Here is a 24,700-nt window from a genome sequence, read left to right as displayed (position 1 = left end):
CAGCACACCGAGCAGGCATCGACAGCCGTTGCCCTTACGCCATATAGCCAAACCACTTTTTATTAAAGAAGAAGCCCTGTTATACATATGCGATCCCTGATAATGAGTGCTTAACGTCTGTCGCCTGGCCTCAGCCTTCTTTATAATCCGCTACGCTGCAGCCTGCGCCAGCACAGTGAAACACCAGCTGTGGCCGTCCGCCGTAGTCGTTGATAAATGTCACCGCTGGTGCGCTGCCGATCCGCTCTGCGCTGACAGGCAATAGCGCGCTGCTGTGCGGCGAGATCATTAACGGCTTGACGTCATCAATCTCTTTGCCTGCTGCGCTCACCCCAACCAGCGTAAAAAAATAGGGGGACTGATTGTCGACGCGATATTTTGCGCCGTCGCGTTTCAGGCTAATGCTCTCTTTCCAGACGTTGATCATGCCCACGGCGTTTTTTATTAGCGCCTGTGGGCGATAAAACATTTTGATACGCGTTTGTAGCGCAATTTGCAGCGTATTGGCCTTGTTCGACCGCGGCGGAATTTCACGCAGGTTAAAGTAATAGAGGGTTTCCTGGTCTTGCGGCAAGGTATTGACCGCAGGTAACGCCTGAACCTTGACCTGGCTTTTGGCCAGAGGCTCAACCCGCTGCAGCGGTGGCAAAACAATCAGCGGCGAATCGATTTTTACGCCGTCTGCATTCTCAATCCATCCCTGGGCAAGATAGGGAAGATCTTTATTTTTGTTGCTGATATTGAGGCTCAAAGAGCGACTGCCGCCATCGAATATTATTCGGGTACGGTCTAAGGCGATTGCGGCGCTGGCCTGCGGTGCCAGTATGGCGCTCGCCAGCACGCCAGTTAAAAAGGAGCTCAAACAGGTTAATTTCATCTTTCTTCTCACTCAGGATGTTAGCTGCGGCATTAAGGCTTACTGACCGTTTCACAAGGTAAAAGCAGCCCGCGGGTTAAAGGTGGCAGTGGCGCTGGCAATATCACCGCGCAATGCGCTTTTCCGCCCCATTTAACCGTCATTTTCTCTCCAGCATTTATTCCGGTCAGCCAGACGCTGCCGTCATCATTAATAATGCCGGTTTGATAATTATTTTTATTTTCGACCGTCGCGCCGAAGGGCGGAGACGTTCCGTCTGACAGTTTGATAACCGCCATGGCTTTTTCGCCGGAAATGACACCTAATTTACGATAACCAATGGCGCCCTCGGTTAATGAGGCCTGCACGACTGAGCGAGGCGCATCAGCATTATCTGCCAGCTTATCCAGATCGATACGCACGCTGCTGCGGTAATAATTATTAAGATCGCCAACGATGGCTTTCCCCCAATAATTTGTATGGCTGACGCCACCGTTACCGACGAGCGGCACGCCCTTAACGCCTTCGGTATCGATCATCATTCGCGTCCCGCCCAGCGTCGTAATGCGATGCAAAGCCACGCCCTGCGCTGTCGCCGTCATCCCGCCCTGGAGCGATAGCCCGACCGAACTATATTGACTGCCGCTATAGCTCGCATTTGCCGTCATACTGGCAAGATCCCCGTCATGGGTATAATAACCGCTGAGCGTGCCCTTGCCGTCCGATCCGACGCCTGCGCTGATTTGATAATTACTGTTACTGTCGATGCGGTTATATAAACTAACTGAATGCGACGTTTTATTATTGTAATACTGTCCGTCATAGCTCACTGACCCACCACTCCCCCAGGGAACGGTCAAGGTTAAATAAGCGCCATCGTCATTTTGGTGGTGATAAACAGAACGATAGGCTGTGAGGTTCAGACTCAAATTTTTCAGGCGCAGCAGATCAAAGTATTTAGCAACAGAGAGCGTATAGCTGTCGTTGGCTGCCTGATTCCAGTAAGTCTGATGGCTGTAGTTCAGGTAACCACTCAGGCCAATACTTTCGAACTGTTTATTGAAGGTGATGGTATAGAGCTCTTTCCCCTGTCCCGCGGTGGTGCCCAGATAGCGCAAATCCAGGTACTGGGACATGCTCATATAGTCACGTTCAGAAAACCGGTAGCCAGCAAAGGTCACCTGGCTATCAATCTCTTCAAAACGCTTTGAATAGCTGAGACGCCAGGACTCACCCGTTTTGGTTCCCTGCTCTGGCAGACGCGCGCGCGACTGGGTGACGTCCAGGGAGAGCGCGCCCAGCGCAAGCAAGTCGCGACCCAGGCCAGCAGAAAGCGCATTGTAGTCGCCCCCCAGGATCGCCCCGCCGTAAAGCGACCAGCCATTATTAATGCCCCACGAAAATTCGCTGCTGGCAAAGCCTGGTCCACGGCTATTGCGCTGATAGTCAGAAGGCTTGCCCAGCGCCAGCTTATAGCGCACCAGTCCAGGACGCGTAAGATAGGGAATGTTAGCCGTATTAACCTGAAACGTCCGCACGCTGCCGTCCTGCTCTTTGACCTGCACATCCAGGGTGCCGGACACCGCGGAGCTTAAATCCTGGATACGGAAAGGCCCTGCGGGCACCTGCGTTTCATAGATAACGCGTCCCTGCTGAGAAATCGTGACTTTGGCATCGGTTTTCGCTACGCCGCTCACCTCCGGCGCATAGCCGCGCAGATTAGGCGGAAGCATGCTGTCGTCAGAAATTAAAGTCGCACCGGTAAAGCGAAAGCTGTCAAAAATATCAGAATAGAGATAGTTTTCGCCAAGCGTTAATTTGGCGCGCAGCGCCCCGATAGCGCGATACATATAGTATCGGCTCATGCGCAAACTCTGCTGGGAGGGAGCTGCTTTGCCGGTGACATGGTTATAATAACCTTGCCAGTCTGCTCTCATTCGCCATGGGCCCGCATTTAAACCCACTACCCCATTCCCGCTGAGGTCTTGTTCGTTTTTACTGTCTTCAGCGCGGCTTGTGTTGTGAGCATTGAGGCTGTAATCGAAAATCATGCCGGGTATGCCCTCATCCCAGCGAGAAGGAGGATCCCAGTTATCGGAAATATATTCGATATATGCCTGAGGTATGGATATATCGAGCGTATTCTCTGCCAGATTACCGCGCGCCTGCGCGCCAGGTAGGGATTCGATATCCAGGCAGGTACCGTTACTTTTCCACCTAAGCTGGTTTCTCATTTTGTTCTTCAGGCCAATCTGGTCGACAATCGCAGGCGTCAGGCAGGCTTCACTGCGCTGGGGGTCGTCGGCAGAGGCGGTGAATATCACCTCCAGCTCATTGAGCTCGTGGTGATTGACTCGCAGCATTAAGGGATATTTGCCAGGCATAATATAACCCGCCCGTGCAAAATGACTTAAGTCAATATGTTCGCGATCTTTAACGTCAAGCACATCGGTATTGAACTGAATATTCTGATTATCATTAGGTTCAGCTGCAAATGTGCAAAAACTCACGCCTGAAGCCAGAGCGATCCAGACAAATAAAGGTCGTAATGGAACACTCAGTCGCGGTATCTGTGAACTCTGCTGATTTCCATTCATCAGTAATAATCCATTTTAAAACGAATTGTACTTTGATAAGTCCCTGCCCTGACCGTTTCCCGGTTTGCCATCAGACGCAAGCTGTAGTCCAGTTTCATCTGGCCTGCTTCGATGTTTCTTTCAGGCATTGTTTGCCCTGGCACAGCAATATTTCCTGCGCTATCGCTGATTTGAATACCAACGCCTGTTGCTTCGCCGTCAGCGCTGAAGAGATTTCCATTGGTTGTTTTGCCATCAAAGGTAATAGCAAATTTCGACCAGTCGTTTTTATTGTTTTGCGAAGTCTCCAGCGAGCAGTTAATCAGCTGAATAGTAAAAGGCCTGGACGGACTAACCCCTTCACTAATAATGGTGCTGACAGGAATAACAGATAAATCGATGCTCTGATCGCGGCTGTCAGCGGCTATGGCGCAGGGCGTATCAATAATCGAACCATGCATACGTACATTACCGTGCATGCTATTCGCTGCGCTGGCAAACGGAACCAGACTCAGCACAGCCAATGCGAGTAAACAGAGCTGAGTTGTTCTCATAATGGTTGGCACCTGGTGCGTCAAAAACGGGAAAGTAAAAACGTAATAAACAGGCGCTTTCACGCCTGTTTGGTATGGTTAATCAGATTATTGATATGCCAGGGTAAAATTAGCGACGCTGGTGAACTCACCGGCGACGATGGGGTTAGTGGAGTTATCAGCAGCGCCCTGAAGATAAGCAGAGAACAGCAGCTCGCCTTCAGTAGAGGCATCCGTAAAGGTATAAGCCGTGCTGGCAGAGCCAAGTGTAACCGCGCTATTGTTATTATCAGTAATAGCAATACCTGCACCTGATGCCGTACCGCTCAGCGCCAGCAGGGTTGAGGTGGTATCAAAACTTGCATTTTTACCGGTAAAGGTTGCGGTTACCGTTTTGTTTTTCAGGCCGGTCACATCACAATCTTCAAGTTTAATGCTGAAGTTTTTCGGCGTTGATTTTCCGCCCGCTTTTAGCGCGGAGCTTGAAACCTGGCCCAGATCAACCGTCTGCTCAGCGGTGTCAGCGGTAATTGAGCAAGGCGCTTCAATAATTTCGCCTTTAAAATTGACGGTCCCATGTCCCTGGCCTTTGGTTGCTACACTGCTGCTATCCGCAGTGGTATCGGCGGCAAATACGCTGCCTGCTGCCAGAATCATGCCTAACGCCATAGCCAGCTTAATTTTTTTCATTTTAAGTCATCCTTAAATTTTTGATTTTATGCAATAGATGAGAACGCGCCGTCTGGCCTCTTCATCTACCGCTTTCTTGAGCGATAAGCCCCTTAGGCTTTGCTGCGGCGTATTTATATCTACATAGAATTAAGTCGTAAAACAGAACCAATATAAGAACATTCCAAATAAGCACTGCCATAAATAGTCATTTGACACCCCAAAAAGGAAACAAATGAAAACAAGCAAAGCAATCAACAAGTTATGCAACCTGGAAGGTGCTATTTCAACTGTATAAACAGAGATTGTTTTCAGATATTTCGTTATCGCGCGACAGACGAAAACAGCAAATATGAATTTGCTTATGCAATAAGAGAGCGCCTGTTCGCATTAAGTACCAGCACTATAAAACATCCGTTCTGCGCACCACCCTCAAGACACAAAAAAGCTGACTCAGCTAAAAATAAGCGATATCCCTTAAGCGACATAGTGAAAAACGTAAAGATTAAGCGTTAATCTATTCTGGAAAAAAGGTGATGGTGTATAAGGGCGTAGTCGTCGTTTAAAGCAAGGCGTTCTGGATAAGCCTTTTTCATTTACCTTAATCGTTTCTGTCTTCACAAAAAAAGTAGTTAATAATACGATAGAACTCCACGCTGTTCTTACACTGCCATTTTGTCATGATCTTCTTCTTCATGTAGCTGATACATTTTTCTGAGCATTGAAAATGGCGCGCGATGTTCTTATTGGATACGCCATGATAGATGTAATGGCAGAACCTTCTCTCCCTGGCCGTGAGAAACATATTATTTCTCTTCGTCTTTGTTCTCTCCTCGTCATTGGGGCAGCGATATATCGTATTGATGAGGAGTGTGCTGAACGCTTCAATACTGGTTTTGCAGGAAATCATTTTGATATTCTCCATCGCGGTGAACACGCGCAGCGCATCATAAATTCTGTCTGGCACGACCACGATTGAATATCTTTTATTAAACTTCAACCTTTTATCTGCCTGCATAAGACCCATCAGATTAACGCGTTTAACGGTAATCGATATTCGTTTTCCAGCGACGACTTTATTCGCGAGCAGCTCTACGCCGTGTAACAGCATCTGATCATTACCAAGAACAAAAAGTTCGCAATTCATTAGAAAAAACATCTCCCGATCCCAAAAAATTAACATATTAAAAAAACGAAATCACTCTAATACGCCTTGGCTCAGGCCGTCTATATTTATATAAGGTTTAGACCAGGCAAAAAGTGCTCAATCATTTAATTAACATGCTCTGCAAAATAGAGATACTCACTATATTGTATTAAAAGGATTTTTTATAAAAATCACCGCCCACATCAAGGTTCCGCCCGCAATCTGAGCGCTTATTATTTATTTTGTAATGTAAAAAAAGATTTCATAACGGGCTCTTCGTCGAAGAAAATGAAAACACAGCCCATTCAAAATGGAACCTGGTTTTTGTTTATGTAAAATATAAAAAACGGCAGCGCCAGGAAAGCGAGGCTTGCCAGTAACACGTTCACCTGGCATTGCACCTTATAAAATTATCGAACATTAAGGACGGTTAAGCGCAGGCTATTTATCGCTTGGCAATAAATCTATAATCAGCTTAAATATTGCCTGGCCTCACAGGTATATTATTTTTGCATACCAGGCAGCATTAATTATTGAGATAAATTTGATTGCTACAGCAGGCTAAACGCAGCCGCTTTTTCTCCCGGCACTCAGACACGGCTGTTATTATCCGGAAGCATGCTCAGACAAAAAAAGGCCAGGCTTTCGCCTGGCCTTATTCAATGCTGCCGTTCTGCTCTGCTCTGCTTACAGGTGCCTGAGCGGAGATAAGCGACCGGGCAAGATAATCGCCCGTTTTAGATTATTACCGCTGCTTACTTCGCGTTCGGACGCAGCGCCGGGAAGAGGATCACGTCGCGGATGGTATGGCTGTTGGTGAACAGCATCACCATGCGGTCGATGCCGATGCCCAGACCCGCCGTCGGCGGCAGGCCATGCTCCAGCGCCGTCACATAATCTTCGTCGTAGAACATCGCTTCATCGTCGCCAGCGTCTTTAGCGTTAACCTGCTGCTGGAAACGCTCCGCCTGGTCCTCTGCGTCGTTCAGCTCGGAGAAGCCGTTACCGATTTCGCGGCCGCCGATAAAGAACTCAAAGCGATCGGTGATTTCCGGGTTCTCGTCGTTGCGGCGCGCCAGCGGTGACACCTCCGCCGGATACTCGGTGATAAAGGTTGGCTGAATCAGATGCGCTTCCGCCGTCTCTTCGAAAATCTCCGTCACTACGCGGCCCAGGCCCCAGCTCTTCTCGACCTTGATGCCGATCGCACGGGCGATCGCTACCGCTTTATCGAAATCATCCAGATCCGCCAGATCGGTTTCCGGGCGGTACTTTTTGATCGCTTCGCGCATGGTCAGCTGCTCAAACGGCTTGCCAAAATCGAACTCCTGGTCGCCGTAAGGGACCTTTGTGGTGCCGAGAACCTGCTGCGCCAGGGTGCGGAACAGGCTTTCGGTGAGCTCGATCAGGTCTTTGTAGTCCGCGTAGGCCATATAGAGTTCCATCATGGTGAACTCAGGGTTATGGCGCGGCGAGATACCTTCGTTGCGGAAGTTGCGGTTGATTTCGAATACGCGATCGAAGCCGCCGACCACCAGACGCTTCAGGTAGAGTTCCGGCGCGATGCGCAGATACATATCGATATCGAGCGCGTTGTGATGGGTAATAAAGGGACGCGCAGAGGCGCCGCCCGGGATCACCTGCATCATCGGCGTTTCGACTTCCATGAAGTCACGGCCGACCATGAACTGGCGGATCCCAGCCATGATCTGCGAGCGAATTTTAAAGGTGTTGCGCGACTCGTCGTTAGCGATAAGGTCCAGATAACGCTGACGGTAGCGGGTTTCCTGATCGGCCAGGCCGTGGAATTTGTCCGGCAGCGGACGCAGCGCTTTGGTCAGCAGGCGCAGCTCATGACAGTGGATCGACAGCTCGCCGGTTTTGGTTTTGAACAGCTTACCGCGCGCGCCGAGGATATCGCCAAGATCCCACTTCTTGAACTGCTCGTTATAGATGCCTTCCGCCAGATCGTCGCGCGCCACGTAGAGCTGAATGCGGCCGCCCACGTCCTGCAGCGTCACGAACGACGCCTTGCCCATAATGCGGCGGGTCATCATACGACCGGCAACGCTGACCTCAACGCCTAAATCTTCCAGCTCTTCGTTGCTCTTCTCGTCATACTGCGCGTGCAGCGCGTCCGAGGTGGTGTCGCGGCGGAAATCGTTAGGAAACGCCACGCCGTTTTCACGCAGCGCGCTGAGTTTTTCGCGACGCGCTTTTAGTTCGTTATTTAACTCAAGGGCGGCATCAGCGCTCTGCGGTTGTTGTTCAGACATGTCGGTTCCTTATAGCCCTGCTTTTAAACTTGCTTCGATAAAACGGTCAAGATCGCCATCCAGCACCGCCTGAGTGTTGCGGGTTTCAACGCCGGTGCGCAGATCCTTGATACGGGAGTCATCCAGCACATAGGAGCGAATCTGGCTGCCCCAGCCGATGTCGGACTTATTATCCTCCAGCGCCTGCTTCTCAGCATTTTTCTTTTGCATCTCAAGCTCGTACAGTTTCGCCTTCATCTGTTTCATCGCCTGATCTTTGTTTTTATGCTGAGAGCGGTCGTTCTGACACTGCGTCACCGTGCCGGTAGGAATATGGGTGATACGCACCGCCGACTCTGTACGGTTAACGTGCTGACCGCCCGCGCCCGACGCGCGGTAGACGTCGATGCGCAGATCCGCCGGGTTGATGTCGATATCGATATCGTCATCCACTTCCGGATAGATAAACGCAGAGCTGAATGAGGTGTGGCGGCGGCCGCCGGAGTCAAACGGACTCTTACGCACAAGGCGATGCACGCCGGTTTCGGTACGCAACCAGCCAAAGGCGTAGTCGCCTGAGACGCGAATAGTTACGGATTTGATGCCCGCCACTTCGCCCTCTGACTCTTCAATGATTTCGGTTTTAAATCCTTTGGATTCGGCCCAGCGCAGATACATACGCATCAGCATACTGGCCCAGTCCTGCGCTTCGGTGCCGCCGGAACCTGCCTGCAGATCGATATAGCAGTCGGCACTGTCATATTCGCCGGAGAACATACGACGGAATTCCAGCTCGCCCAGTTTGCTTTCCAGCGTATCGAGCTCTGCGACCGCTTCGTCAAAGGTCTCTTCGTCTTCGGCTTCTACGGCCAGCTCAAGCAGACCCTGCACATCTTCCAGGCCCTGTGACATCTGATCCAGCGTCTGCACGATCGCTTCCAGCGACGAGCGCTCTTTGCCCAGCGCCTGGGCGCGTTCAGGCTCGTTCCAGACGTCTGGCTGCTCCAGTTCGGCGTTTACTTCTTCGAGGCGTTCTTTCCTGGCATCGTAGTCAAAGATACCCCCTAAGAACGGCGCTGCGCTCGGTGAGGTCCTGGATGCGGTTTTTAACCGGATTAATTTCAAACATGGCTTCGGGTCTTTTCGCTGAATATCGGGATAGAAACCCCGCAGTCTAACTGAAATAGCCGTGAGATTGTAGGGTTTCAGTCGCGCGCTGGCAGCGGCGACAGCCTGTGAAATGTGCGGCGCGGCGCGCGCTTTTATGTGATGGGCAGGCGCGGCGCAGTCCGCGTTGTGCGGTGCGTCGCGCGGATGACCTTTACTCTCTCTCCCAGCCCTCGCCGCCCAAGGGATCGTGCTAGCCTGGCGTTACAGGAGCGAAAACAAAGGGACGATGATGACAGGAAAAAAAAGCACTACGCCGCATGACGCCGTATTCAAAACCTTTCTTACCCATGTGCATACCGCACGCGACTTTTTAGCGCTGCACCTGCCGGACTGGCTGCTACGCATCTGCGATCTCTCGACGCTGCGCCTCACCTCCGGCAGTTTTATCGAAGAAGATCTGCGCGCTTACTACAGTGATATTCTCTACTCGCTGCAAACCACAGGAAAAACGGGCTATGTCTACGTCATCATTGAACATCAAAGCTCGACGGACCGGCTGATGGCATTCCGGCTGATGCGGTACGCCATCGCGGTAATGCAGCGCCATCTGGATGCTGGCCATCGTCATCTGCCACTGGTGATCCCGCTGCTTTTCTATCACGGTAAGCAATCTCCCTGGCCCTTCAGCATGCGCTGGACAGCGCTCTTCAGCGAGCCGGAACTGGCCTCGCGCCTCTATGGCGGCCCCTTTCCGCTGGTCGACGTCACCGTTATGGCCGACAGCGAAATTGCGCGTCATCGCAGTATGGCCGCGCTGACGCTGCTGCAGAAACATATTCGCCAGCGTGATCTCACCGGGTTGTTTGAGCGGCTGGTGACGCTTATGCTGCAGGATTCAGTGACCCGCAAACAGCGGCTGGCGCTGATTAACTATATGATTCAGGCGGGCGAAGCGGCGCAGGCGAAAAGCTTTATTGAACAGCTGGCGCAGCGCGTGCCGCAGCAAAAGGAGGAACTGATGACGATTGCAGAACAGCTTAAGCAGATGGGACGAGAGCAGGGCCTTAGCGAAGGCCGCAATGAAGGCCGCAATGAAGGCCAGCGCGAGGCGAGGCTGGCGATTGCGCGCAATATGCTGGCCAGAGGAATCGACCTGACGCTGGTGCAGGAAGTGACCGGGCTGTCGGCGGCGGATCTGCAGCAGATCCGCCATTGAGAGCCTTAACTCAGCGGCCAGAGATGGTCAATAATTAACTGCACCGAGCGATTGCCGCGGTATTCGTTGATATCGAGCTTAAAGGCCAGCTCCACCTGACGCACGCTGTTGTCGGGCCACAGGGTGGTGTCGACGTTAAAGGCGATGCCATCGATTAGCGGGCCGCCGCCGAGCGGCTCCAGCATCACTTTGAGATGCCGCTCCCCCACCAGCCGCTGCTGCAGCAGCTTGAACCTGCCGTCGAAAGCGGGCTCAGGAAACGCCTGTCCCCAGGGGCCCGCTTCGCGCAGCAGCTCGGCAGTCTGCAGACTGAACTCGCCTGGCTGCAGCGCGCCATCAGACCAGATAACGCTCTGCAGCGACTCTTCGCTCAGCCACTCCCCCAGCAGGTCGGCAAAGCGCTGGCGAAACGCCTCAAACTGCGTCTCTTCCAGCGACAGACCCGCCGCCATGGCGTGGCCGCCGAACTTCAGCATCATACCGGGATAGAGCGTATCGAGCCGCTCCAGCGCGTCGCGCAGGTGCAGGCCGGGAATTGACCGTCCAGAGCCTTTCAGCGTCCCGTCGCCCGCAGGCGCGAACGCAATAACCGGACGATAAAAGCGCTCTTTCAGCCGCGAGGCGAGGATGCCCACTACGCCCTGATGCCACTCGGGATGATAGAAAGCCAGCCCCAGCGGCAGCTCGGTCTGCTGACGCTCCAGCGCCATACAGAGCGCCAGCGCCTCGCTCTGCATGCCCTGCTCAATCTCTTTGCGCGTCTGATTAAGCGCATCGAGTTCGTTGGCCAGCATCCGCGCCTGGGTAATGTCGTCGGTAAGCAGCAGCGAAACGCCCACCGACATATCGTCAAGCCGCCCCGCCGCATTCAGGCGCGGGCCGAGGGCGAAGCCGAGATCGCTCGCCACCAGCTGGCGCGCGTCACGATTGGCGATCTCCAGCAGCGCGCGAATGCCGGGACGGCATTTTCCGGCACGAATGCGGCCAAGCCCCTGCCACACCAGAATGCGGTTATTGACGTCGAGCGGCACCACGTCGGCGACGGTGCCAAGCGCCACCAGATCCAGCAGCTCCGCCAGGTTAGGCTCCGCGCGCGTGGCGCCAAACCAGCCCAGCTTACGCAGATGCGCGCGCAGCGCCATCATCAGATAGAAGGCGACGCCGACGCCCGCCAGCGCGCGCGACGGGAATGCACAGTCGTGCAGGTTAGGATTCACTATCGCTTCCGCCTCAGGCAGGGTGTCGCCGGGCAGATGGTGATCGGTGACCAGCACCGGAATGTTGTACTGATGGGCGCAGGCGACGCCGCTATGGGACGAGATGCCGTTATCGACCGTCAGGATCAGCTGCGCACCGCGCGCGCGCGCCTGCTCCACCACTTCCGGGCTCAGGCCGTAGCCGTCGTCGAAGCGGTTAGGCACCAGATACTGCACGTTATGGCCGCCCATGCTGCGCAGCGCCAGCACCGTCAGCGCGGTGCTGGTGGCGCCGTCAGCGTCGAAATCGCCCACCACCATAATGCGGCGTCCGTCGAGCAGCGCCTGATGTAGCAGCTCCACCGCCGCATCCAGCCCGTTGAGCGAGGAGAACGGCAGCAAATGCTTTACGCCGCGCTCCAGCTCAGCCGCGCTGCGCACGCCGCGCTGTAGATAGAGACGTTTAAGCAGCGGCGGAAGATCGGCCGGAAGCGCGTCCTCGACGCCGATCTCGCGCCGCCGCAGTTCTACTGTTTTAATCACTGCCAATTAGCCACCGCGCTTCTGCTGATCCAACACCTGCTTCAGCTCCTGCGGCCCCTGATAGCCCGGGATCATCATGCCGGAGTCGGTCAGGATAGCTGGCGTGCCCTGGATGCCGTAAAGGATGCCCAGCTTGTAGTGCTGATCGAGATCGATCTTGCAGCTCTCTGGCGCGCTCATCTGCGGCGCGTTGCCCTTCATCGCTTCGTCAAACGCCTTGTTGCGATCGGCAGCGCACCAGATCGCCTTCATGGCGCTTTCCACCTGGCCGTGCAGCCCTTCGCGCGGGAAGGCGAGATAGCGCACCGTAATGCCCAGCGCGTTGTAGTCGGCCATCTGCTCATGCAGCTTGCGGCAGTAGCCGCAGGTGATGTCGGTGAAAACGGTAATCACGTGCTGCTCTTTCGCCGCTTTATAAACGATCATCTGCGGTGCCAGCGCCTCGACCTTTTTGTCGAGCAGCTGATTGGTGACGTTGACCGGCTGCGCGCCGCTCACGTCGTAGAGCGGGCCCTGAATCATATGCTTGCCGTCTTCGGTCACGTAAATGACGCCGCTTTCCGTCAGCACGGTTTTAAATCCCGGCAGCGGCGAAGGCACGATTTCCGTCTGCTTCAGTCCCAGCTTTTTCAGCGACTGCAGGATCGCGCCGTCATCGGCCTGCGCTACGCTGCTGAAGGCGCCAGCCAACAGGGCCAGCAGGAGAAATTTCTTCATCTTCTTTCCTTAATGTCCGCGTCAGGCGCGCGGATGATGCTGTTGATGCAACTGACGCAGCCGCTCGGTCGCGACGTGCGTATAAATTTGCGTGGTAGAGAGATCGCTGTGTCCCAGCAACATCTGTACGACACGCAGGTCGGCGCCGTGGTTCAACAAATGGGTGGCAAAGGCGTGCCGCAGCACGTGCGGCGACAGCTTTTCGCTGTCGATGCCCGCCAGCACGGCGTAATGCTTGATGCGGTGCCAGAAGGTCTGGCGCGTCATCTGCTGCGCGCGGCTGCTGGGAAACAGCACGTCCAGCGTCTCTCCGTTAAGCAGCCAGGGGCGGCCATGTTCCAGATAGTGCTCCAGCCAGTAAACGGCCTCTTCGCCCAGCGGTACCAGACGCTCTTTATTCCCTTTGCCGATGACGCGCACCACCCCCTGGCGCAGGCTGACGTCGCTCAGGGTCAGGCCGACCAGCTCAGAGACGCGCAGCCCGGTGGCGTAGAGCAACTCCAGCATCGCCTTATCGCGCAGCTCCAGCGGAATATCGGTGCTGGGCGCCTGCAGCAGTCGTTCCACCTGCGCTTCGCTGAGATCTTTCGGCAGCCGCTGCGGCAGCTTCGGCGCGGCCAGCAGCGTGCTGGGATCGTCGCTGCGCAGCTTCTCACGGTAAAGATACTGAAAAATACGGCGCATGGCGCTGAGCAGCCGCGCCGAACTGCTGGCTTTATAGCCGCCTTCCAGCCGTTCGGCGAGAAACTGTTGCAAATCCTCGGCCTGCAGCGTCAGCAGCGTCATCCCCCGATGCGTCAGCCAGTCGGTCAGGGTTTTTAGGTCCTGACGATACGAGGACAGGGTATTTTGCGCCAGGTTGCGCTCAATCCAGAGCGCATCCAGAAACTGTTCTGTCAGGTCGCTGTCTTGCACGGTATCCCCGCCTTGAGGTGAAATCGTGCTCATTATGCCTGAATCCGCCCTGCTTCTGATACAATTGCGCCAAAGTCAGTCTTAATTCGAGCATTATCTGCATGAAAATTGGTCTTTTTTACGGCTCAAGCACCTGCTATACCGAAATGGCCGCAGAGAAAATCCGCGACTTTATCGGCGCTGAGCTGGTCACGCTGCACAACGTGAAAGATGACGATCCGCTGCTGATGGAGCAGTACGACCTGCTGATTTTAGGCATCCCTACCTGGGATTTCGGCGAGCTGCAGGAGGACTGGGAAGCGATCTGGCCGCGGCTGTCGACGCTCAACCTGCGCGGAAAAATCGTCGCGCTCTACGGCATGGGCGATCAGCTTGGCTATGGCGAATGGTTTCTCGACGCGCTGGGCATGCTGCATGAGCTGCTACAGCCGATGGGCGTGACGTTCGTCGGCTACTGGCCGCTGGCAGGCTATGAATTTACCAGCCCGCGTCCGCTTAGCGCCGACGGCACGCAGTTTGTCGGCCTGGCGCTGGACGATGTCAATCAGTTTGACGTCACCGATGAGCGTATCGAACAGTGGTGCGAGCAGATCCTGACCGAGACCGCCGCGCTGCTGTAGCGCCCGGCCTACTCTCTTTCCACGTGACTAAGCAAGCGCGCGCGCAGCTGACGCCACCGCGCGCGCGGCATCATATCCTGCGTGAGCCACAGCCTGCGCGTCCGCCCTTTCTCGCTGCGCAGCACCAGCAGCGCCGCGCCCGGCAGCCAGCGGATGGGTCCGCTAATGCGCCAGCGTGCGCCCTGCCAGCGCCAGCTGTCGTCGCTTTTATGCTGCAGCATGCCGCGCCGCTGCGTCAGTCGGCGCTGCTGCTGCCAGCATTCACGCAGCATCAGCAGCAAAAGCGGGATTTTAATCAGCCAGCACGCGGCGGGCAGCGGCGCGCTCGCCACGATGAGCAGTGCGCCAGACGTGAGTGCACCGTGCAGCAGGCGCGCCTGCCGCGACGGCCGCAGCTTACATTGCCACGGGGCCGCGTTCACGGTTGCGCTGCTGGATCAGCTGGACAATACGCTTCAGCTCCGGATCGGCGGGTTCGCCATGATTCATCATCCAGTTAAAAAGATCGGGATCGTCGGCCTTAAGCAGGGCGACAAACGCCTGTTTGTCGACGTCGTTAAGGGTGTCATATTCATATTTGAAGAAAGGCATAATAGCGACATCCAGCTCCAGCATGCCGCGGCGGCAGGCCCAGTGAATGCGCGATTTATCATGAATATCCATGTGTGTGATTTCCGCATTTCAGACAGGCGGCTAGTGTAACCTGGTTTTCTCACGCCTGCAGGCGCCCGTTGCCGGGCTGTGCGACGCGTCGCGCACGTCGACCTGCCGTTGCCGCGCCGACTCGCGATTTGTGCGCCCGATTCCGTAAACCGGTTGCAAAGCCAGTGCGCTCTTTTAACATTGAGTTCAGGATTCACCTTTTTAATCAGGACAGCCAATGCCTATTTTCAGCTTACCGCCGCGCCAGCCCGTGGCCGCTTCTCGCCTGCCGTTAACCCTGATGTCGCTGGAGGGCTGGGCGCTGGTATCGGTGCAGGGCGCCGACAGCACCTCTTATCTGCAAGGCCAGCTCACGCTGGATGTCGCCGCGCTGGGCGCGGATCAGCATCGCCCGGCGGCGCACTGCGACGCGAAAGGCAAGATGTGGAGCAATCTGCGCCTGTTCCATCGCGGTGAAGGTTACGCCTATCTGGTGCGCCGCGAACTGCGCGACACGCAGCTGACGGAACTGAAAAAATATGCGGTATTCTCGAAAGTGACGCTGGCGCCGGACGATGAGGCGGTGCTGCTGGGGGTGGCGGGGTTCCAGGCGCGCGCGGCGCTGACCAGCCTGTTCGACGCCCTGCCGGACGGCGATCATCCGATGGTTCAGCAGGCGGAGAGCACGCTGCTGTGGTTCCCGACGCCCGCGGAGCGTTTCCTGATCGTCACCACGCGCGATCAGGCGCAGGCGCTACAGCAGAAGCTGGCCGACGACGCGCAGCTGAATGACAGCGCGCAGTGGCTGGCGCTCGACATCGAGGCGGGTATCCCTGTCATTGAGCCAGCAACCGCCGCGCAGCTGATTCCACAGGCCGCAAACCTGCAGGCGCTTGACGCCATCAGCTTTAAAAAGGGCTGCTATACCGGCCAGGAGATGGTGGCGCGCGCCAAATTCCGCGGCGCCAACAAGCGCGCGCTCTACTGGCTTGCCGGTCAGGCGAGCCGGGTGCCCACGGCGAACGATTCGCTGGAGCTACAGATGGGCGAGCGCTGGCGCCGCACCGGCACGGTGCTGGCCGCCGTTCAGCTTGACGATGGCGAGGTGTGGGTACAGGTGGTGATGAACAACGATCTGGAGCCCGAGAGCGTGCTGCGCGTCGAGGGCGACGAAGGCGGACGGCTGCTGATTAAGCCGCTGCCCTATTCGCTGGAAGCGTAATCTCCGGCCGCGCCCGGCTCCCACCCTCAGGGAGCCAGGCGCGGTAGATTACTTCACGTAAAAGTAGATAGCGCAGAAGTGGCAGGCGCTACCGCCCAGCACAAAGGCGTGCCAGATAGCATGGTTATAGGGGATACGCCGCGCCACGTAGAAAATAACCCCAAGCGAATAGATGATGCCGCCAGCCGCCAGCAGCCAGACGCCGCCCGGTGAAAGCGTCAGCGCCAGCTGATAGATCACTACCAGCGACAGCCAGCCCATACAGAGATAGGTCACCAGCGACAGCGCCTTAAAGCGGTGCGCGATGGTGAGCTTAAAAATGATGCCCGCCAGCGCCAGCCCCCAGATCACCACCATCAGCCTATGCGCCAGCGGCGACTTCAGCCCCACCAGCAGAAAAGGCGTGTAGGTGCCAGCAATCAGCAGATAGATGGCGCAGTGATCGAGTTTTTTCAGCCAGCGTTTAGCGCGCTGATGGGGAATAGCGTGATAGAGCGTAGAGGCGAGAAACAGCAGTATCATGCTGCCGCCATAGAGGCTGTAGCTGGTGATGGCGATAGCATTTGCGCCCGCTTCAGTCGCCTGCGCCAGCAGCAGCACCAGACCGACGATGCCGAGCAGGCAGCCGAGACCGTGGCTGATGCTGTTGGCGATCTCCTCAGCGAGCGAGTAGCCCTGAAGGGCCAGGCGATTTTTCATGATGGCGCGTTCCTCAACGAGTGACAGGTGCAGATTTTCCGACCTCCAGCATAGCCAGGAATATTTTGAGTGTACACGTGTACGCTAAAATTAAACTGTGAATGCCTGTTACTGCCTGCGCAGCGCGCAAATCTGCTACACTGCGCGCAGTTTCGTTTTTATGAGCGCGCCCGCAGATGTTCTCTCATCACGATCTTGCCAGCCTGAATGACCTCGAGATGCAGGTTTATCACGACATCATTAAACATCCGGAAAGCGTCAGCTATATGACCATCCGTGAGCTGGCGGAACGCGCGGGCGTCTCGACCACCACCGTGCTGCGTTTCTGCCGCAAAATGCATTGCGACGGCTGGTCGGAGTTCCGCATTCGTTTCCGGCTGGCGCAGCAGCAGGCACAGCCCGCGCAGGCGAACGTCGGCGTCAGCGAAATGCTCAGCTTTTTCAAAAGTATTAATAACGATGAATTCAGCGAGCTTATTTCCCGCGCCGCGCAGATGATTAATCGCGCCGAGCAGCTTTTCTTTATTGGCGCCGGTACCTCGGGCAGCCTGGCGAAATATGGCGCGCGCTTCTTTTCTAACGTCGGGAAATTCAGCCACTATATCGACGATCCCTATTATCCGGTCAGCGGCAACGTGGATGAAAATACGCTGGCGATACTGCTCTCCGTCTCCGGCGAGACGCCAGAAATATTACGCCTTGCCAGCCAGTTCAGCCTGCGGCGCTGCCAGATCATGGCGATTACCCACTCTGAGAGCAGCTCGCTGGCGAAAATGAGTGATTTCACTCTGGCCTATCATGTGCCGGTTATCCGCCTGAGCGACAATTCCGACATCACGACGCAGGTGCCGGTTATGTATATTCTCGAAGCTATTGGCCGCCTGCTGAATAAATAAAACAGGCTGTTTTAGCGAAGTAACATATTACTCAGGCGCGCCGGTGTTATCGCGTGACTTCCTTTTTTGCTTTGCTACACTCGCGGCAAGATCTATTTCGCTGAGAGGGATATATGCATAACGAATCAGGCTTTCCACAACACTTTTTATGGGGCGGCGCGGTGGCGGCGCATCAGGTCGAGGGCGGCTGGGATCAGGGCGGCAAAGGCGTCAGCATCGCCGACGTGCTGACCGGCGGCTCGCACGGCGTCAGCCGCGTCATCACCGATGGCGTGCAGCCGGGTAACCACTATCCCAACCATCAGGGCGTGGAGTTCTACTCGCGCTACAAAGAGGACGTCGCGCTGTTTGCCGAGATGGGCTTTAAGTGTTTTCGTACCTCTATCGCCTGGACGCGCATCTTCCCTGAGGGCGATGAGCAGGCGCCGAACGAAGCGGGCCTGCAGTTTTACGACGATCTGTTCGACGAACTGCTCAAGTATGGCATCGAGCCGGTTATCACCCTCTCCCACTTTGAAATGCCTTACCATCTGGTAAAACAGTACGGCGGCTGGCGCAGTCGCAAAGTGGTCGATTTCTTCGTGCGCTTTAGCGACGTGGTGATGCGCCGCTATCAGCACAAAGTGAAGTACTGGATGACCTTTAACGAGATCAATAACCAGCGCAACTGGCAATATCCGCTGTTCGGCTACTGCTGCTCCGGCGTGGTGTTCACCGAGCACGAGAAGCCGGAAGAGGTGATGTATCAGGTGATGCATCACCAGTTTGTCGCCAGCGCCAAAGTGGTCAGCCTCGGCCACGCCATCAATCCCGATTTTCAGATCGGCTGCATGATCGCTATGGTGCCGATTTACCCCTACTCCTGCCATCCTGACGACGTGATGCTGGCGCAGGAAGCGATGCATCAGCGCTATGTCTTTAGCGATGTGCAGATGCGCGGCGCCTGGCCGGCCTATACCCTGAAAGAGTGGGCGCGCAAAGGCTATCAGATTGAAATGGAAGCGGAGGACGCTGAGACGCTGCGCAACGGCTGCGCCGATTACGTCGGCTTTAGCTACTACATGAGCAACGCGGTAAAACATGACGCCAGCGGCGTTGACGATCCCATTACCGGCTTCGACGGCGTGGTAAAAAACCCGCACGTCGGCGCGTCGGACTGGGGCTGGCAGATCGACCCGACCGGGCTGCGCTATGCGCTGAACGCGCTTTATGAGCGTTACCAGAAGCCGCTGTTCATCGTTGAGAACGGCTTTGGCGCTATCGACAAGCCGAATGAGCACGGCGTGATTGAGGATGACTACCGCATCGACTACCTGCGCGCGCATATCGCCGAAATGAAAAAAGCGGTGGCGCACGACGGCGTCGAGCTGATGGGCTATACCCCGTGGGGCTGCATCGACTGCGTCTCGTTTACCACCGGCCAGTACGACAAGCGCTACGGCTTTATCCACGTCAATAAAAATGACGACGGCAGCGGCGACTTCGCCCGCTCGCGCAAGAAGAGCTTCGGCTGGTATCAGCAGGTCATTGCCAGCAACGGCGAAACCCTCTGATGCTCGCAGGGCTGCGCCGTAACGGGCGCGGCCCTGCGGTCAGCGGCCGCCAGCGGCGTCGATAAAGGTGCCGGTGATATAGGAGGCCGCCTCGCTCGCCAGCCAGACAATCGCTTCAGCAATCTCTTCCGCTTCTCCGCCGCGCCCCATCGGGATGACGCCCGCCGTGGCCGCCACGCGATCGACGCGTCCCGGCTCGCCGCCGTCCGCATGCATGTCAGTATAGATAAAGCCAGGCCTGACGCTGTTGACGCGAATGCCCTGCGCCGCCACCTCCAGCGATAATCCTTTCGTCAGCGAATCCATCGCCCCTTTCGATGCTGCATAGTCGACATACTCTCCCGGCGCGCCCAGCCGCGACGCGGCAGAAGAGACGTTGATAATTGAACCGCCCAGGCCGCCGTGCTGCGTGCCCATGCGTTTCACCGCTTCGCGGCAGCAGAGAAAGGTGCCGGTGACGTTGGTGGCGAAGACGCGCTGCAGGCGCTCGGCGCTGAGGTCCTCTACCCGGCACTGCGTAAAGAGGATGCCCGCGTTGTTGACCAGCACGCCGAGCGGCATCGCCTCCGCGTCCAGCCGCTGAAACAGCGCCCTGACCTGTGCCTCCTCGGCGATATCCGCCTGCACGGCAAAGGCTTCCCCGCCCTGCTCGCGAATCTGCGCCACCACCTGCTGCGCCTCGTCAGCGCGCTTCAGATAGTTAACCGCCACGCGGTAGCCCCGCTGCGCCAGCTTAAGCGCCGTCGCGCGGCCAATTCCCCGGCTTGCGCCGGTCACCAGAGCCAGTGTCATATTTTCTCCACAAAAAAGGGCCAGCTAAGCGGCCCTTGATAACAGCGTTGCGCGGCGTTTACTGATAATCGCTCATCGGCACGCAGGAGCAGAACAGGTTGCGATCGCCGAACACGTCGTCGAGGCGCTTCACCGTCGGCCAGTACTTATTGTCGCTGCCCGCCGGGAAGACCGCCAGCTCGCGGCTGTAGGCATGGCTCCACTCGCCGACAATTTCGACCTGGGTATGCGGCGCATTCACCAGCGGGTTATCGTCCGCTGGCCATTCGCCGTCGGCCACGCGATCGATCTCCATGCGGATAGAGAGCATCGCGTCGATAAAGCGATCCAGCTCGATTTTGCTCTCAGACTCGGTCGGCTCCACCATCAGGGTGCCGGCGACCGGGAAAGACATGGTCGGCGCATGGAAGCCGTAGTCGATGAGCCGCTTAGCGATATCGAGCTCGCTGATGCCGGTCTGCTCTTTCAGCGGGCGAATGTCGAGAATACATTCGTGCGCCACGCGGCCGTCGCGGCCGGCATAGAGGATCGGATAAGCCGACTGCAGACGGCTGGCGATATAGTTGGCGTTGAGAATCGCGACCTGACTGGCGCGCTTCAGCCCTTCGGCGCCCATCATGCGGATATACATCCAGCTAATCGGCAGAATAGAGGCGCTGCCGAACGGCGCCGCCGAGACCGCGCCCTGCTGCGTCAGCATCTCGTCGATCTGCACCACGCTGTGGCCCGGCACAAACGGCGCCAGATGCGCCTTCACGCCGATCGGGCCCATGCCTGGGCCGCCGCCGCCGTGCGGAATGCAGAAGGTTTTGTGCAGGTTGAGGTGCGAGACGTCCGCGCCGATGTAGCCCGGCGTGGTAATGCCCACCTGCGCGTTCATATTGGCGCCGTCGAGATAGACCTGGCCGCCGTGCTGATGCACGATCTGGCACACTTCGCGGATGGTCTCTTCATAGACGCCGTGCGTCGAGGGATAGGTCACCATAATGCAGGAGAGCTGCTCCCCCGCCTGCGCCGCTTTTTCGCGCAGATCGCCAAGGTCGATATTGCCCTGTTTGTCGCAGGCGACCACCACCACCTCCATGCCCGCCATCTGTGCCGAAGCGGGGTTAGTGCCGTGCGCGGAGCTGGGGATCAGGCAGAGGTTGCGCCCGCCTTCGTTACGGCTTTCGTGATAGCGACGGATCGCCAGCAACCCGGCGTATTCGCCCTGCGCGCCGGAGTTCGGCTGCATGCAGAGCGCGTCATAACCGGTGAGCTGCACCAGCCACTGCGACAGCTGGCCGATCATCTGCAGATAGCCCGTGGCCTGCTCCGCCGGACAGAACGGATGCAGCTCGGCGAACTCCGGCCAGGTGATGGGGATCATCTCGGCGGCGGCGTTCAGCTTCATGGTGCAGGAGCCGAGCGGGATCATCGCCTGGTTCAACGCCAGATCCTTTTTCTCCAGGCTGTGCATGTAGCGCATCATCTCGGTTTCGCTGTGATGGCGATTAAAGACCGGATGAGTCAGGATGGCGCTCTGACGCTGCAGCGCGGCAGGAATCGCCTGGCTGTCGGCCGCGACGGCGGCGTCCAGCTTGTCGATATCCTGACCGTGCTCGTCGCCCAGCAGAATAGCGAACAGCGCCTGCACATCTTCGCGGCGCGTGGTTTCGTCCAGCGTAATGCCGACCGCGTGATGAATATCGCTGCGCAGGTTGACGCCGAAGCTCTGCGCGCGGTTAAGCACCGCACCTTTATCCTCCACCTCAACCGTCAGGGTGTCGAACCAGCTGTTGTGACGTAGCTTCAGCCCGCCGTTTTGCAGCCCGGCCGCCAGAATCGTCGTCAGACGATGGATGCGAGAGGCGATACGCTTCAGCCCTTTCGGACCGTGATAAACCGCGTAGAGTCCGGCAATATTGGCGAGCAGCACCTGAGAGGTACAGATGTTGGAGTTCGCTTTTTCACGACGGATATGCTGCTCGCGCGTCTGCATCGCCATACGCAGCGCGGTGTTGCCTGCAGCATCGCGCGAGACGCCGATAATGCGGCCCGGCATTGAGCGCTTATGCTCATCGCGGCTGGCAAAAAAGGCGGCGTGCGGACCGCCGTAGCCCATCGGCACGCCGAAGCGCTGCGCCGATCCGAACACGATATCCGCCCCCTGCTTGCCGGGCGCTTCCAGCATCACCAGCGCCATAAAGTCCGCCGCGACGCTGACCACGACTTTGCGGCTTTTCAGCTCGGCGATCAGCGCGCTGTAGTCGTGCGCCTCGCCGGTGGTGCCCACCTGCTGCAGCAGCACGCCGAACAGCGTGTCGTGATCCAGCGCTTTTTCGGCGCGGTCGATAATCAGCTCGAAGCCGAAGGTTTCGGCGCGGGTGCGCACCACGTCCAGCGTTTGCGGATGGATATCGTCGGCGATAAAGAATTTGCCGGCGTTTTTAAGCTTGCTGACGCGCTTCGCCATCGCCATCGCTTCCGCCGCCGCCGTGGCTTCATCCAGCAGCGAGGCGGAGGCGACGTCCAGACCGGTCAGATCGAGCGTCACCTGCTGAAAGTTGAGCAGCGCCTCCAGGCGGCCCTGCGACACTTCCGGCTGATAGGGGGTATAGGCGGTGTACCAGCCCGGATTTTCCAGCATATTGCGCAGGATCACCGGTGGCGTGATCGCCGCGCTGTAGCCCATACCGATCCAGGATTTGTAACGCTGATTCTGACTGGCAATCGCCTTGAGTTCGGCCAGCGCCTGCTGCTCGGTCGCCGCATCGCCCACCGCGGGCGGGCCTGGCAGCTGGATATCGGCGGGCACAATAGTGCCGATCAGCGCGTCCAGCGAGCTGGCGCCGATCGCCTCCAGCATCAAAGCCTGTTGTTCCGGCGAGGGACCGATATGGCGTTCAATAAAGGCGCCGTTGTGTTCGAGCTGGCTCAAAGTCTGGGTCATGTGCAGTCAATCCTGAATCGGGCTGGAGTAGAGAGAAAGCAAGGGATAAAAAGCGGCCAGCGAGGTCTGGCCGCCCTGTTGCTTATTCGTCGATGGAGGCTTTATAGGCGTCCGCGTCCAGCAGCGAATCGAGCTCGGATTCGTCGCTGGCTTTGATTCTGAACAGCCAACCGGCGGCGTAGGGCTCGCTGTTGACCAGCTCCGGCGCATCGCCCAGCGCCTCATTGACGGCGACGATTTCGCCGCTGACGGGCGCATAGATGTCGGACGCGGCCTTGACCGATTCCGCGACGGCGCATTCGTCGCCCGCTGAGTAGCTGTTGCCGACGTCCGGCAGATCGACAAAGACCATGTCGCCTAACAGCTCCTGCGCGTGCTCGGTAATGCCGACGGTAAAGGTGCCATCCGCTTCCTTACGCACCCACTCATGACTGTCACGGTATTTCAATTCATTTGGCACATTGCTCATCGCCCTTTCTCCTGAAAATAGATTACTGAACCGGCTTGCCGCCGCGTACAAAAACAGGTTTGGTTACGTTTACCGGCATTTCGCGCTGGCGGATTTCGACGATAGCGCTTTCGCCGATGCCTGCCGGCACGCGCGCCAGCGCAATGCTGTAGCCGAGCGTCGGCGAGAAGGAGCCGCTGGTGATCACGCCCTGCTGCGGCTGGCCCTGCGCGTCGGTAAAGCGTACCGGCTGGCCGCCGCGCAGCACCCCTTTCTCCGTCATGATCAGGCCAACCAGCTTGTCTGTGCCTTTTTCACGCTGCATCTCCAGCGCGTCGCGCCCAATAAAATCGCGATCGGCTGGCTCCCAGCAGATGGTCCAGCCCATATTGGCCGCCAGCGGCGAGACGCCTTCGTCCATCTCCTGGCCGTAGAGGTTCATGCCCGCTTCCAGACGCAGCGTGTCGCGTGCCCCCAGGCCAGCCGGTTTAACGCCTGCTGCCAGCAGACGCTGCCAGAAATCTGCCGCCGCGGCGGCAGGCAGCGCAATTTCATAGCCCGCTTCGCCGGTGTAGCCGGTAGTGGCGATAAACAGGTCGCCGGACTGCACGCCGAAAAAGGGTTTCATCCCGGCAACCGCTTCGCGCTGCGCCGGGTTGAACAGCGTCTGCGCCTTCTGCTGCGCCTGCGGCCCCTGTACGGCGATAAGCGCCAGGTCGTCGCGCTCGGTCAGCGCCACGCCATAAGCCTGAGCATGCTTGCCGATCCACGCCAGATCCTTCTCGCGCGTGGCCGAGTTGACCACCAGACGGAAAAAATCTTCGCTCATAAAGTAAACAATTAAATCGTCAATGACGCCACCGGAGGCGTTCAACATGCCGGTGTAGAGCGCTTTGCCAGGCTGCGTCAGGCGAGCAACGTCGTTCGCCAGCAGATATCGCAGGAAGTCGCGCGTCTGCGCGCCGTGCAGATCGACGATAGTCATATGCGACACGTCGAACATCCCGGCGTCCTGACGCACGGCATGGTGTTCGTCAATTTGCGAACCGTAGTGCAGCGGCATCATCCAGCCGTGGAAGTCGACCATGCGGGCGCCGCAGGCCTGATGCTGTTCAAACAAAGGGGTTTGCTGAGTCATAACCATCCTGTCGCGAAGCGGGTAA

At 57.1% G+C, this 24,700-nt stretch carries 22 protein-coding genes; 5 read left to right on the top strand and 17 right to left on the bottom strand.

Translation table 11 applies throughout. From position 1 onward, the window contains the following. Positions 1-130 precede the first annotated feature (130 nt). From ACR6A7_RS15310 to prfB, 7 genes are all read right to left on the bottom strand, one after another. Complete coding sequence (locus ACR6A7_RS15310) at positions 131-877, bottom strand: fimbria/pilus periplasmic chaperone (protein ID WP_434125830.1); 747 nt, start codon at positions 875-877, stop codon at positions 131-133. A gap of 32 nt (positions 878-909) precedes the next feature. Next, a complete protein-coding gene (locus tag ACR6A7_RS15305; RefSeq protein WP_434125829.1) occupies positions 910-3,453 on the bottom strand; it encodes an outer membrane usher protein in 2,544 nt (847 codons plus the stop codon). Continuing rightward, on the bottom strand, positions 3,453-3,986 hold the full coding sequence (locus ACR6A7_RS15300) for a fimbrial protein (RefSeq protein ID WP_434125827.1): 534 nt from the start codon (positions 3,984-3,986) through the stop codon (positions 3,453-3,455). Before ACR6A7_RS15300 ends, ACR6A7_RS15305 begins: the two co-directional genes overlap by 1 nt. Positions 3,987-4,073: 87 nt before the next feature. Next, positions 4,074-4,634 carry a fimbrial protein gene (locus tag ACR6A7_RS15295; RefSeq protein WP_434125906.1) on the bottom strand — a complete coding sequence of 187 codons (561 nt, stop codon included), beginning with the start codon at positions 4,632-4,634 and terminating at the stop codon, positions 4,074-4,076. Positions 4,635-5,235: 601 nt separating this feature from the next. Continuing rightward, entirely contained in the window at positions 5,236-5,781 is a 546-nt protein-coding gene (locus ACR6A7_RS15290) for a helix-turn-helix transcriptional regulator (protein WP_434125826.1), read from the bottom strand. A gap of 755 nt (positions 5,782-6,536) precedes the next feature. Then, positions 6,537-8,057: a lysine--tRNA ligase gene (gene lysS / locus ACR6A7_RS15285; RefSeq protein WP_434125824.1), complete on the bottom strand. Its 1,521-nt coding sequence runs from the start codon at positions 8,055-8,057 to the stop codon at positions 6,537-6,539. A gap of 9 nt (positions 8,058-8,066) precedes the next feature. Further along, positions 8,067-9,165 (bottom strand): peptide chain release factor 2 gene (gene prfB / locus ACR6A7_RS15280; protein WP_434125822.1). Its coding sequence is split into 2 segments (ribosomal slippage): positions 8,067-9,089 and positions 9,091-9,165, totalling 1,098 coding nucleotides; the frame shifts between segments, so codons are not numbered across the junction. 270 nt (positions 9,166-9,435) lie between these two features. Between prfB and ACR6A7_RS15275 the strand changes: the two genes are divergently transcribed. Continuing rightward, positions 9,436-10,362 (top strand): Rpn family recombination-promoting nuclease/putative transposase, encoded by a 927-nt coding sequence (locus tag ACR6A7_RS15275; protein ID WP_434125821.1) that lies wholly within the window; start codon positions 9,436-9,438, stop codon positions 10,360-10,362. 5 nt (positions 10,363-10,367) lie between these two features. Here ACR6A7_RS15275 and recJ read toward each other — a convergent pair whose 3' ends face one another. The 3 genes from recJ to xerD are packed head-to-tail and all read right to left on the bottom strand — an operon-like array spanning position 10,368 to position 13,766. Beyond that, positions 10,368-12,101 carry a single-stranded-DNA-specific exonuclease RecJ gene (gene recJ, locus ACR6A7_RS15270; protein WP_434125820.1) on the bottom strand — a complete coding sequence of 578 codons (1,734 nt, stop codon included), beginning with the start codon at positions 12,099-12,101 and terminating at the stop codon, positions 10,368-10,370. Between the two features lie 6 nt (positions 12,102-12,107). After that, entirely contained in the window at positions 12,108-12,818 is a 711-nt protein-coding gene (gene dsbC, locus ACR6A7_RS15265) for a bifunctional protein-disulfide isomerase/oxidoreductase DsbC (protein WP_434125819.1), read from the bottom strand. Positions 12,819-12,839: 21 nt separating this feature from the next. Then, the gene (gene xerD / locus ACR6A7_RS15260; protein ID WP_434125818.1) at positions 12,840-13,766 is read right to left on the bottom strand and encodes a site-specific tyrosine recombinase XerD; all 927 of its coding nucleotides are present in this window, start codon (positions 13,764-13,766) and stop codon (positions 12,840-12,842) included. Positions 13,767-13,834: 68 nt separating this feature from the next. On the opposite strand from xerD, the gene fldB reads away from it, so the two are divergent. Beyond that, positions 13,835-14,353, top strand: coding sequence for a flavodoxin FldB (gene fldB / locus ACR6A7_RS15255; protein ID WP_434125817.1), 519 nt, complete (start codon positions 13,835-13,837; stop codon positions 14,351-14,353). An 8-nt stretch (positions 14,354-14,361) separates the two neighbouring features. Here the strand turns inward: fldB and ACR6A7_RS15250 are convergent, their stop codons facing one another. Together ACR6A7_RS15250 and sdhE are read right to left on the bottom strand one after the other, a co-directional pair. Then, positions 14,362-14,775 (bottom strand): protein YgfX, encoded by a 414-nt coding sequence (locus tag ACR6A7_RS15250; protein ID WP_434125815.1) that lies wholly within the window; start codon positions 14,773-14,775, stop codon positions 14,362-14,364. Beyond that, complete coding sequence (gene sdhE / locus ACR6A7_RS15245) at positions 14,750-15,016, bottom strand: FAD assembly factor SdhE (RefSeq protein ID WP_434125814.1); 267 nt, start codon at positions 15,014-15,016, stop codon at positions 14,750-14,752. Before sdhE ends, ACR6A7_RS15250 begins: the two co-directional genes overlap by 26 nt. Before the next feature lie 217 nt (positions 15,017-15,233). On the opposite strand from sdhE, the gene ygfZ reads away from it, so the two are divergent. Beyond that, complete coding sequence (gene ygfZ, locus ACR6A7_RS15240) at positions 15,234-16,217, top strand: tRNA-modifying protein YgfZ (protein ID WP_434125812.1); 984 nt, start codon at positions 15,234-15,236, stop codon at positions 16,215-16,217. A gap of 48 nt (positions 16,218-16,265) precedes the next feature. On the opposite strand, the gene trhA is transcribed toward ygfZ, so the two are convergent. After that, positions 16,266-16,916, bottom strand: a complete 651-nt coding sequence (gene trhA / locus ACR6A7_RS15235; protein ID WP_434125811.1) for a PAQR family membrane homeostasis protein TrhA — start codon at positions 16,914-16,916, stop codon at positions 16,266-16,268. Positions 16,917-17,092: 176 nt separating this feature from the next. On the opposite strand from trhA, the gene ACR6A7_RS15230 reads away from it, so the two are divergent. Beyond that, positions 17,093-17,812: a MurR/RpiR family transcriptional regulator gene (locus tag ACR6A7_RS15230; RefSeq protein WP_434125810.1), complete on the top strand. Its 720-nt coding sequence runs from the start codon at positions 17,093-17,095 to the stop codon at positions 17,810-17,812. Between the two features lie 113 nt (positions 17,813-17,925). Next, positions 17,926-19,365 (top strand): 6-phospho-beta-glucosidase, encoded by a 1,440-nt coding sequence (locus ACR6A7_RS15225; RefSeq protein ID WP_434125808.1) that lies wholly within the window; start codon positions 17,926-17,928, stop codon positions 19,363-19,365. 39 nt (positions 19,366-19,404) lie between these two features. Here ACR6A7_RS15225 and ACR6A7_RS15220 read toward each other — a convergent pair whose 3' ends face one another. From ACR6A7_RS15220 to gcvT, 4 genes are all read right to left on the bottom strand, one after another. Then, complete coding sequence (locus ACR6A7_RS15220) at positions 19,405-20,157, bottom strand: SDR family oxidoreductase (protein WP_434125806.1); 753 nt, start codon at positions 20,155-20,157, stop codon at positions 19,405-19,407. A 58-nt stretch (positions 20,158-20,215) separates the two neighbouring features. Next, positions 20,216-23,089, bottom strand: coding sequence for an aminomethyl-transferring glycine dehydrogenase (gene gcvP, locus ACR6A7_RS15215; RefSeq protein ID WP_434125805.1), 2,874 nt, complete (start codon positions 23,087-23,089; stop codon positions 20,216-20,218). 82 nt (positions 23,090-23,171) lie between these two features. Further along, positions 23,172-23,558 (bottom strand): glycine cleavage system protein GcvH, encoded by a 387-nt coding sequence (gene gcvH / locus ACR6A7_RS15210; protein ID WP_434125803.1) that lies wholly within the window; start codon positions 23,556-23,558, stop codon positions 23,172-23,174. Between the two features lie 22 nt (positions 23,559-23,580). Beyond that, complete coding sequence (gene gcvT, locus ACR6A7_RS15205; RefSeq protein WP_434125801.1) at positions 23,581-24,675, bottom strand: glycine cleavage system aminomethyltransferase GcvT; 1,095 nt, start codon at positions 24,673-24,675, stop codon at positions 23,581-23,583. Positions 24,676-24,700: the final 25 nt, after the last annotated feature.

It is taken from the genome of Pantoea phyllosphaerae (assembly GCF_051025595.1).
Taxonomy (GTDB): Bacteria; Pseudomonadota; Gammaproteobacteria; order Enterobacterales; family Enterobacteriaceae; genus Pantoea.
The sequence above is the reverse complement of the archived record's forward strand: the minus strand, read 5'-3'. Positions and strand labels throughout refer to the sequence as shown.